Here is an 11,427-nt window from a genome sequence, read left to right as displayed (position 1 = left end):
TGCAAGCGGATAAGTTTAATATCCAGATAGAAGTGGAATATCCGGAAGAGAAAATAGGCAAGCTCTTTGTCGACAGTGAAAAGATTGCTTGGGTATTGACGAATCTGCTAAGTAATGCTATCCGTTATTCTAAAGAAAACGGGCGTGTGATTATCGGTGCCAAACAGGATGAAAATAGGATCGAACTCTATGTTCAGGATTTTGGAAAGGGGATTGATCCGCGTTATCACAAAAGTATCTTCGACCGTTATTTCCGTGTGCCCGGAACGAAAGTGCAAGGCAGTGGATTGGGATTATCTATTTCCAAGGATTTTGTGGAAGCTCATGGCGGTACGTTGACGGTAGAGAGCGAATTGGGTAAGGGTAGCCGGTTTGTGATGCGGTTGAAAGCGTAGATTTGAAGGGTTGTATGGAAGAATCAGGTTATTGCTATCCATCTGCATACTATGTTGTTCCAGTTCTTTAGTTGCAAGAAAAACGTTACTCTGTTCTGAAACTTTAGAGAATCAATGCATTATAGTCTCTCTAAAAATCTTTATATTTGCAGACCGTTTGGAAAATGATAGTGAATAATAACAATACAATAACTTAAAAACAACCAAAATCAGATGAAGCAGGATATGATTGTTATCCTTGACTTGGGTAGTCATGAGAATACGGTATTGGCTCGCGCCATCCGTGCATTAGGAGTTTATAGTGAGATTTATCCTCACGATATCACAGTAGAAGAACTGAAAGCATTGCCCAATGTAAAGGGTATTATTATCAATGGTGGTCCGAATAATGTAATCGATGGCGTTGCTATTGATATAAATCCGGCTATCTATACTTTGGGAATTCCTGTCATGGCTGCAGGGCATGATAAAGCAACTTGTGAAGTGAAGTTGGCAGAATTTACAGATGATATCGAGGCTATAAAGGCTGCAGTAAAGTCTTTTGTTTTCGATACTTGTAAAGCTGAAGCTAACTGGAACATGAAGAACTTTGTCAATGACCAGATAGAATTGATTAAGCGTCAGGTGGGCGATAAGAAAGTATTGTTGGCCCTGTCGGGTGGAGTTGATAGCTCTGTGGTAGCTGCTTTACTTCTGAAAGCTATTGGTAACAATCTGGTATGTGTACATGTTAATCATGGTTTGATGCGTAAGGGAGAGTCTGAAGATGTGGTTGAGGTATTCAGCAACCAGTTGAAGGCAAATCTTGTGTATGTAGATGTAACCGATCGTTTTCTGAATAAGTTGGCTGGTGTAGAAGATCCGGAGCAGAAACGTAAAATTATTGGTGGCGAGTTTATTCGTGTGTTCGAAGAAGAAGCGCGTAAGCTGAACGGTATTGATTTCTTAGGTCAAGGTACTATTTATCCGGATATTGTGGAAAGTGGAACGAAAACTGCTAAAATGGTGAAATCTCACCATAATGTAGGTGGTTTGCCCGAAGATTTAAAATTCCAACTTGTAGAACCATTGCGCCAATTATTTAAAGATGAAGTTCGTGCTTGTGGCTTGGAGTTAGGTTTACCTTATGAAATGGTTTACCGTCAACCGTTCCCTGGACCTGGTTTGGGTGTACGTTGTTTAGGTGCTATTACACGTGATCGTTTGGAGGCAGTGCGTGAATCCGATGCCATTCTGCGTGAGGAGTTCCAACTTGCCGGACTGGATAAAAAAGTATGGCAATACTTTACAGTAGTGCCTGATTTTAAATCTGTGGGTGTACGTGATAATGCTCGTTCTTTTGATTGGCCGGTTATTATTCGCGCTGTCAATACGGTGGATGCTATGACGGCTACTATTGAGCCGATTGATTGGCCTATCCTGATGAAGATAACAGACCGTATTCTGAAAGAAGTGAAGAATGTAAATCGCGTTTGTTATGATATGTCGCCGAAACCTAATGCGACTATAGAGTGGGAATAGGGAGACTTTTTAAATGATATTTCGATAGCCTCAATTTTTAGTAAGTTGAGGCTATTTTTATTGTTTAACATTGGCTTCTGACAGAAATGTAATTGAGGCTTTGTTGAACTATGTTATCTAATGTGCAAGTAAACGCTTGTTCTCACTTTTTATTCTTACATTTGCGATGTTAGGGTGTTTAAACATCATTTTATTCTTTCTGTTTAGCGATATAACAATACAAAACAATGAATGCTCTAATATTCAATAGAATAAAAGAATAGAGTTGTACTGTTTCTTATAACAAAAACAATAGGAAAGAGCTTTAAAATAAAGCTGACAAAGAAAAGCCTTCAACTAAAGTGAAGAAGAATCAACTATATAAGGGAGAAAAGCAAAGTATTCCTATTTGTGGTATTTATCCGCCTTGTCGGGTTGATAGATGCGGCATATTTTCAAGAAGATGCGTAATTCTGAATTGGCGATTGAGCATAAAGTCCCGGTTTGCAACTCTTGCTTTTGTTAAAACCCCTGTGCAGGCTATTATTTTATAAAAAGACGTATTATCTTTGCCGCATGCATGAATATGTCTATAACTATGGTAAGGAGCAAACTTATTCTATTACTAATAACGCTACTTGGTAACATACAGGTACTTTTTGCAGATAGCCCCTATCGCTCGTACACTGTGGTGGACGGACTATCCAATAGTACGGTCAAAGCTATTTATCAGGATGAGATGGGATATATTTGGCTCGGCACTAAAGACGGATTGAACCGCTTGGACGGATATGAGATAAAGAGCTTCTTTTATGAGTCGGACGAAACCGTCCGGCAGTCCAATGATATTGTCAGCATCATGGGTGACAAGCAAGGCAGAATGTGGATTGGCACTTTCAACGGAATTACCCTGTTCGATCCTTTTGAAGAGAAGTTTATAGACTTGGACACGTTGTATGAAGGAGACGAGCTTCCCCGTGGAGTCGTTGTCGGACTATGGATGTCGCTGGATAACGCCATCTGGGTCGTTACGAAGATGGGCGTATATATCCTTCGAGACGGAAAATGCACCTCTCTCGAAGAACTCAAAGGACTTTACATTAACAGTATGGCTCCCAGCACAGACGGAAGCCTTTTGCTGAATGTAGCCAATAAGGGTATTCTCCGGTTGGAAACACAGACATCAAAGTCTTCTTATATCCTCGAAGGCCCCGACTATCCGGCATACCTGAAAATATTCCTGGATGAAAAAGGACGTACTTGGCTGACTTCCGCCCTAGACAATCTACAACTCTACAATCCTTCCACCCGTACGGTCACCAAGATAAAGACAATCCTTCCGGCTGACATGAAACTATGGGAAGGACAAGTGCATGACATCAAAGTCTATAATGACTCCACTTTGCTGCTTGCTACCGATAACGGACTAGCAGTGATGGACGAACGTACTTGCACTCTTCGCCGCTCGTTCGAAGAACGTATCCCCGCAGGATTGTTAGCCAACCGCCGCCTGATGAGTCTCTATAAAGACAGACAAGGTTCGCTGTGGCTCGGCACGTTCAACGAAGGCGCCCTGTTCTATAACTCCAAACAATACTTGTTCCGCTACCATCCGCTCACAACCAACGTGAATCAGCCCATCCGCGTCAACGGCAAACTCATAGAAGCGCAGGGAAAACTATGGATTGGTCACAACAGCGGAATCAGTTCGTTGAACCTTGCTGACGGCAAGGTCGAAAACCTTCCCTTGCCCATTGGCAAAACGGGAACAGGAGAAGACGAAATATATTACATGTTCCGCAACAAAGAAGACGAAATCCTTTTCTACGTATTAAATAAAGGTATCTACGCCCTGAACCTTAAAACCCTTTCCATTCGTAAGGAGATGACCTCGTTCCCCCCCAACGCGCAGGTTCGCGCGATGGCGAAAGACGCGGAAGGAAATATATGGATTGCAGAAAACGAGCTGTCTTGCTACAATCCCCGGACGCAGATGCTTACCCGTTCTTTCTCTACCAATCAGGACGGGAATACTCGTTTTATGCTGACGCAAGACTTGTTGCCCTACGGAACGAATATGTTGGTGGGCGGACGTACGAGTGGGGTATGGAGCTTTCCGTACCATCCCAATGAAGTGCCCCGTTACTTCAAGGGCGACCAGCTTGTATTCGATGAACTGAAGAATAAGAACGTGAGCCTGCTTTATCTCGACAGCCGGCAATATCTTTGGGTGGGTACCTATAACATGGGAGTCTATCGTTGCCATCTGGAAAAGGGAACGATAGAGCACTTCGGAACCGGACAGGGATTGATACACAATTCCGTCTGCGGCGTACTGGAAGATCGCGAAACGGGCGACTTCTGGATATCCACTGTGATTGGGTTGTCAAGATTGTCGGTGAAAGGCCCCCGAATCATCAACTATACCAAAGATACTGGTTTCCCGTTGAACGAAGTTTCTCGGAATGCCTTGCTGCAAATAGAGGACGGACGGATTTATATCGGTGGAAACAATGGTATCGCAGAGTTCGCCCCGCAGGAAATCACTGCCCAACAGGAAAGCCGGCTACCGGCAGTGCGTATCTCTTCCATCAATACTCTCGACTCGGACGAAGGAGCCGGTCGGGTGCAGTATGACAATACGCGCAGCCTGGAACACGTGGAGCTCTCTTACAAGAATGCCGCTGTAGTCATTAAGTTCTCCCCGTTGGATTATATCTTTCCTAAAGGATATAAATATGCCTACCAGATGGACGGACTCGATAAAAACTGGAACTACATCGGGCGCAATGAAGTAATTTATTCTCATCTGCCTGCCGGAGATTACACCTTTTATATAAAGGCTTGCAATAGTGACGGCATCTGGGGAAAAGCGACAGGCATCAGTGTCATTGTCCATCCCCCTCTCTGGTTGACCGGATGGGCAAAAGCTTTTTATATGCTTTTGGCGCTGGTATCGATTGGCGGCATACTCTATTATTTCTATAAGCGCAAATCCGATAAATATAAACGGAGAATAGAAGAAATAGAAAAGGAAAACATCGAACGCAACTACCGGATGAAGATAGAGCTCTTTACCAACTTCTCCCACGAGTTGCGCACACCACTCACGTTGATTACCGGCCCCACGGAAGACATCATGCAGGACGAGACGTTGCCTCATAAATTCTTGTACCCTGTCAGGCAGATTTATAAGAATTCCAACCGCCTGCTGTTGCTTGTCAACCAACTGATGGATTTCCGTAAACTGGAATATGGAGCTATGATGTTGAAACTAAGTCGTGTCAATATCGGCACTTTCCTGACCGGGCAGATTGACAGTTTCTCCGATTTGCTGCATAAAAAGGAACTTACCATAGGATATGACAATGACTATTACGGTGATGACCTCTGGATAGACACGGACTTGATGGAGAAAGTATTGTTCAACCTGTTGTCCAACGCTGTGAAACATTCACCCAAGGGAACGCAAATACAAGTCCGTTCGACAGGAAAAGAAAACAGTGTGGTGATTTCAGTGAAAGATTGCGGTGAAGGAATCTCTGTGGAGAATCTTTCAAAGATATTCGACCCGTTCTTTCAGGTGGAACAGGGAAGCAGGGCCGATTTGTTTGGCAGTGGCATCGGGCTGAATATGGCACAATATGTAGTGAAACTGCATAAAGGCAAGATATGGGTGGAAAGCACTCCCGGAAACGGCGCCGAGTTCTTCGTTGAGTTGAATTTGGGCAAAGAGTGTTTTGCCGAATCAAATGTCACGTTCGTAGAGAACCGGAAAGACGCTTATCTGGAGAAAGTAAAGAGGGAGTGCATCGCTCCTATTGAGGAAGAAAATACGGCTGAGGTAGACGGCGATGACCGTTGCCGCGTGCTTGTGGTGGAAGATGATGACGATATGCGGCAGTACATAGTCTCTTTGCTGTCTAAGCATTATGTTGTCAGTGAAGCAGCCAACGGAAAAGAAGGGCTGGAGATAGCTATTGAGCGGATACCGGATTTGGTAGTCAGTGACATTATGATGCCGGTGATGGACGGGCTTGAACTGTGCAAGGCAATAAAAGAAGCAATGGCAACGGCGCATATTCCTGTGGTATTATTGACGGCGAAAGCTTTGAACGAACATATCGAAGAAGGATATGAAGCAATGGCGGATGATTATGTTCTGAAACCGTTTGCCCCGAAAGTACTGCTGGCGAAACTGGACAGTCTTATCAAGAACCGCAACCGCCTGCGTCGGATATTCAGTGAAAAACTGGACGCTATCGAAGTGCCTGTTGCCGAATTGGGTGCACAGGACAGCTTCCTGCAACAACTGATGGAACTCATCCGCGAGAAAGCGCACGACCCGAACCTGTCGGTCAATGACCTGCACGAGGAGTTGGGCATGAGCCGTTCGCAGTTCTTCCGCAAGATAAAAGCTATTTCGGATGTATCACCCAATAAATTAATCTTGAATGTCCGCATGAAGCTGGCTGCTGAGAAATTGGCGACCGGCAGGTACACCGTTTCCGAGGTGGCCTATGATGTCGGATATTCTGACCCTTCTTATTTCAGTAAAGTTTTTAAATCAACGTATAACATCGCACCTGCACATTACCTGAAGCAACATGTATAAAAACGTGTTTCTCAGGTAAAAACGTCCCAAAGCCATGTTTTGGGCTTATTTTACAGGTCTTTGATACTATTTTCCAAGTGGTGCGGGTGAACAATTTCTATGTTTGCACCGCTAAGGAATAGTAAACGATTTATTAACCTTGTAAAATTTAGTTTATGAACGACAAAGACAGTCAAAAGAAGAGTTCGTACGGACAGCTAAGGTTCTTGGCAACTCTTTTTGTGTTATGCTTGAGCACAATGGCTTGGGCGCAAATGAAAGTCACCGGAACGGTAGTCGACATGATGGGAGAACCTGTTATCGGTGCCAACGTGGTGGAGAGTGGAAACAAGACAGTAGGTACGATTACCAATCTCGACGGTAAGTTTACGCTGAATGTAAGCAAAGACGCGATGCTGGTCATTACCTATGTAGGTTTCACGGAGAAAAAAGTAAAAGTAAACGGAAGATCCCAGCTTACCATCAAACTTGAAGAAGACTCCAAAGCATTGGATGAGGTAATTGTGGTGGGGTACGGTTCGGTGAAGAAATCAAATCTGACCACTTCGGTCGCCAAAATCTCCTCGGATGCTATTGAAGGACGTCCTATCACTAGTCTGAGTGATGCGCTCTCCGGTCAGTTGGCAGGTGTGCAGACACAGACAGCGAGCGGTATCCCGGGTGAAGAGATGCAGATTCTCGTCAGAGGAGCAAGCTCCATCAACGGTTCCTCTTCTCCGCTGATTGTTGTGGACGGTGTGATTACGGAGTCCATGAGTGACGTTAACCCTTCGGATGTGGCTTCCATCCAGGTCTTGAAGGATGCGGCGGCTACTTCTATTTATGGTGCCAGAGGTTCGGCAGGTGTTGTGCTGATTGAAACCAAGCAGGCAAGCGGTTCCAAACCAGTGATTACATGGGAGTCGTATATCGGTACGCAGAACGCAACGGAGCTTCCTGACATGATGTCTGCTAAGGAATGGCTGGCATATAATATATGGTACACCAATGCCAAGTATCTGAACAAGGGCGGGACGAACAGCATGTATATTCCTAATAATAAGAGGTCTTCCGGTGACCAGATTAACGAGCAATGGTTAGTTAATCCCACTTCGGACGTAGCCGACTGGAGATTCAGAAATGATATTCCTATCACCGACTGGATGGATCAGATTCTGCAGAATGCGTTTACCCACAGCCATCAGGTGTCTGTGTCGAGCAAAGGAAAGAGGTACTCCATTTATCTGTCTGCCGGCTATCTCAACCAGGAAGGTATCGTGAAGAATACCGGTTTTGAACGCTTCAACTTCCGTCTGAATGCTTCTGTAGACTTGAACAAGTATATCAAGGCGGGCGCCACTTTTGCCCCTACTATCTCTCATCAGGACAAGGGTGAGTCCGAAGGAAAGGACAAGCAGATTATGAGTGCGCTGCAAATGCCGCCTATCATCGGGCTTGATGAAAATACACGTGAGTATGGCTTCAACCCGAGCTACCGCAATAACGTCAATCCTTATGAAAGGCTGATGACCGTGGTGGACAAGCGTGAAAAGAAGACATTCAATACCTCTTTGTGGGCGGAAGCCAAAATCATCAAAGGGCTGAAGTTCAAGACGCTTTTCAACTATAACACGGATATGCGGACGGATGAATATTTCCTTCCTGCCAACGTGCAGCCAAACAACGGTTCTACAACGAAAGGAACGGTGTCTACTCTCAACGTGAGCCGTACAGGCATTCAGAATACACTGACTTATAACGTTAATTTCGGAAAGAAACACTCGCTCGAAGCATTGCTGGGACAGAGTATTGACGAACGTAACGAGTTCAGAACCGATTTGGGTGCGATGGACTATCCGTTGGAAAGCGTGCCTACCTTGAATATGGGAGCCACTCCTACCAAGGCAAGTTCTTCGAGAACGATTGTCCGCACTTCTTCTCTCTTCGGACGTGTCAGCTACAATTATGCTGATAAGTATCTGGCTTCCGCTTCTATACGCCGTGACGGTTCTTCCCGTTTCGGCCCCGGCAACCGTTGGGCTATGTTCCCGTCTGTTTCGGCAGGCTGGAAGATAAGCGGTGAAGAGTTTATGAAGGATGTTAAGGTCATCAACCTGTTGAAGTTGCGTGCTTCATGGGGTATGTCCGGTAACGACCGCATCGGTACAGCTGATTATATTCCTAACTATGGTGTGGTCAACACCGTTTACGGGGGAACTTCCCAGGTAGGCTTGTATGCCAAGAATATAGCGAACGAAAATCTGAAGTGGGAAACGACCAAAGCATTCGACCTTGGATTTGACTTGTCTTTGTTCAACAACCGTGTACAGTTGAATGTGGATTACTATGTCAACAAGACGGACGATTTGCTTTATTCCATGAAATTGCCTGCTGCCACAGGATTCGGAACGGTGAAAACCAACCTGGCATCTATCGAGAACAAGGGATGGGAAGTTGATTTGACAACAGTGAATGTACATACGAAGGCGTTCAAATGGTCTACTTCACTCAACTTGGCGATGAATAAGAACAAGGTGCTTGATATGGGTGGAAATGATGACGTGATTACCGAGGCATACGATGCCCGTTTCATTACCAAAGTAGGTGGTCCCATCTCTCAATTCTATGTTTACCGCACGAACGGACTGCTGACAAACGATGACTTTGAACTGGGCCCCGACGGCAAGTATGATAAATCCTGTCCCCGTGTCCCTGTCCTTACCAATCAGATTCCCGGAAACGTGAGATATGTGGATACGGACGGCAACGGAGAGATTAACTCTGACGATATGGTACCTTATGGCTCGAACGACCCGGACTTGACTTATGGATTCACTAACCGTTTCTCTTATAAGAACCTAGAACTGAGCATTTTCCTTCGTGGACAGATTGGCGGTAAAGTGCTTTATCTGGCAGGACGTAGCCTTGATACGGGCCGTGGAAATTATAATGGACTGAAGAGATGGTTGCACTGTTACAAGGAAGAATATGCCGGCGGTAATCCGATACCGGCTGACTTGGGCGTGGACATGTCCTGGGACGGAAAGACTCCATTGCCTTACGGGCTTGGAAACAACTCACCACTGAACAAGGACGGACAGATGCATATGACGGACATGGCTATCTATAACGCGTCATTCCTGCGTATCCAGAATATCAGCCTGACCTACAAGTTGCCAAAGAAATGGTTGAGAAGCTCTCATATTCAGGCTGCCAAGGTATATGTGACAGCAGAGAACTTATATACATTCACCGATTATATCGGCAATCCGGATGTAAATAGTTACTCACCTGATAATCCGATGGTTCGCGGAGCGGATTATACTACTTATCCGCAGTCGAGAAAGTACATATTCGGAGTAAACTTAACATTTTAATCTATCGTCATCATGAAATCATTCTATAAATTAATCATAGGTATAGGATTTGTCTTCTCGCTTTCTTCTTGCGAGGGCTACCTCGATGTAGACCAGCCTTCTATCTATACCGACCAGAACTATTATAAGACACCGCAGGACTTTGAAACGGCGATTAATGGTTGTTATGCACAGTTGCAGACTATATACAATAAGAATTATATGGAAGTACTTGTCACCCGTTCCGACGAGGTGCGCAATTCCACTCCGATAGGACGTTTCATGGATACGCCGATGGAGAGCAGATGGTCAAAGCCTTGGTCAGCTTGGTGGACACTGGTGTTCCGTTGCAACCAGCTTTTGGACAGGATTGATGCAGTGGCTTTCACGGACGAAGACCGTAAGGCGTATATCACTGGTGAGGCGTATGCGCTCCGCGGACTGGCTTATCTCCAGTTTGCCTGGTGTTGGGGCGGTGCTCCGTTGATAACCAAGGAGATGTCTCGTGAAGAGGTGTATAAGATACCACGCTCCAGTCAGGCGGATACTTACGCGCAGGCGATTTCCGACTTCAAGGACGCATTTGGCAGGCTGCCCGAAAGCTGGGCAAGCAGTGAAGCGGGACGGGTTACGAGATATGCTGCTGCCGGAATGTTGGGACGTACCTATATGTATATACACGATTACCCGAAAGCGGTGGAATATCTGTCGCAAGTAGTTGAAAAAGACGGTACGCTGTATAAACTGGCGGATAAGTATGAGGATTGTTTCAGCGACGAATACAATAACGGGAAAGAACGTGTGTGGGAAGTTCAGTATTTGGGCGGTACTGCGGGCAAGGCTTTGGGATTGAGCCAGAGCTTCAGCGGCTGGTTTATCCCTTCTACTTTGAACAAGGACAAAGGGGACTATGCGAAGTTGAACGGCATAACGTTCAATGGTGCTTCCGGTTCTATCCGTGCGTCCATGTCCATTGCTAATGATGGAGTTTACGAGGCTAACGATAAGAGAAGGGATTTGACGATTGTCAACAACCTCTATCTTGACAAGAGTGCTCCGCAGCCCGACGTATATCTGGCACGGAAATTCTTGAGAGCAACCAAGAATGCGCCGACGGCTGTCGATGAATGGGGAAATAATATTCCTATCCTGCGCTATACGGACGTGAAGCTGATGTATGCGGAAGCGTTGAACGAGGTGGATTATGCTACTTATCTGTCTACGGATATATTGCCTATTATCAATGATGTAAGGAAGCGTGCGGGGTTGTCGGGAAAGTCGGCAAGCGACTTTCCCGACAAGAAGGCGGTATTCGATTATCTGGTCAAGGAACGTTTTGTAGAATTCTCTTTCGAAGGTATCCGCTGGCCGGACCTTATCCGATGGGATTTGGCGGAAGAAGCTATGGCAGCGCATTTTGCCCTGAAAGACGAAGGATATAATGAGACAAGCGAACAGCCTACCTATGCAATGAAGCCATACAATAAGCTGGCGCCTATTCCCCTAGCGGATATACTTGCTTATGGCAACAAGGATATCATGTGGCAGAATGACGGATATTAATCGTTGGTTAACACTCATA

Annotated in this window: 5 protein-coding genes; all 5 read left to right on the top strand. The window is 45.4% G+C overall.

Annotated features, from left to right (window positions below; genetic code table 11):
- A partial coding sequence (locus Q5076_RS15110; protein WP_303014436.1) for a sensor histidine kinase KdpD occupies positions 1 to 395 on the top strand: 395 nt, incomplete at its 5' end.
- Between the two features lie 213 nt (positions 396 to 608).
- Positions 609 to 1,916 (top strand): glutamine-hydrolyzing GMP synthase, encoded by a 1,308-nt coding sequence (gene guaA / locus Q5076_RS15105; RefSeq protein WP_004299035.1) that lies wholly within the window; start codon positions 609 to 611, stop codon positions 1,914 to 1,916.
- Positions 1,917 to 2,475: 559 nt separating this feature from the next.
- Positions 2,476 to 6,510, top strand: a complete 4,035-nt coding sequence (locus tag Q5076_RS15100; protein WP_303014435.1) for a two-component regulator propeller domain-containing protein — start codon at positions 2,476 to 2,478, stop codon at positions 6,508 to 6,510.
- Positions 6,511 to 6,665: 155 nt separating this feature from the next.
- Positions 6,666 to 9,866 (top strand): TonB-dependent receptor, encoded by a 3,201-nt coding sequence (locus Q5076_RS15095; protein WP_303014433.1) that lies wholly within the window; start codon positions 6,666 to 6,668, stop codon positions 9,864 to 9,866.
- Between the two features lie 12 nt (positions 9,867 to 9,878).
- Positions 9,879 to 11,408 (top strand): RagB/SusD family nutrient uptake outer membrane protein, encoded by a 1,530-nt coding sequence (locus Q5076_RS15090; protein WP_303014432.1) that lies wholly within the window; start codon positions 9,879 to 9,881, stop codon positions 11,406 to 11,408.
- The last annotated feature ends 19 nt before the right edge of the window (positions 11,409 to 11,427 follow it).

The organism is uncultured Bacteroides sp. (assembly GCF_958445495.1).
GTDB lineage: Bacteria > Bacteroidota > Bacteroidia > Bacteroidales > Bacteroidaceae > Bacteroides.
Note: the sequence above shows the minus strand (reverse complement) of the source record. Positions and strands in the feature narration are given on the sequence as shown.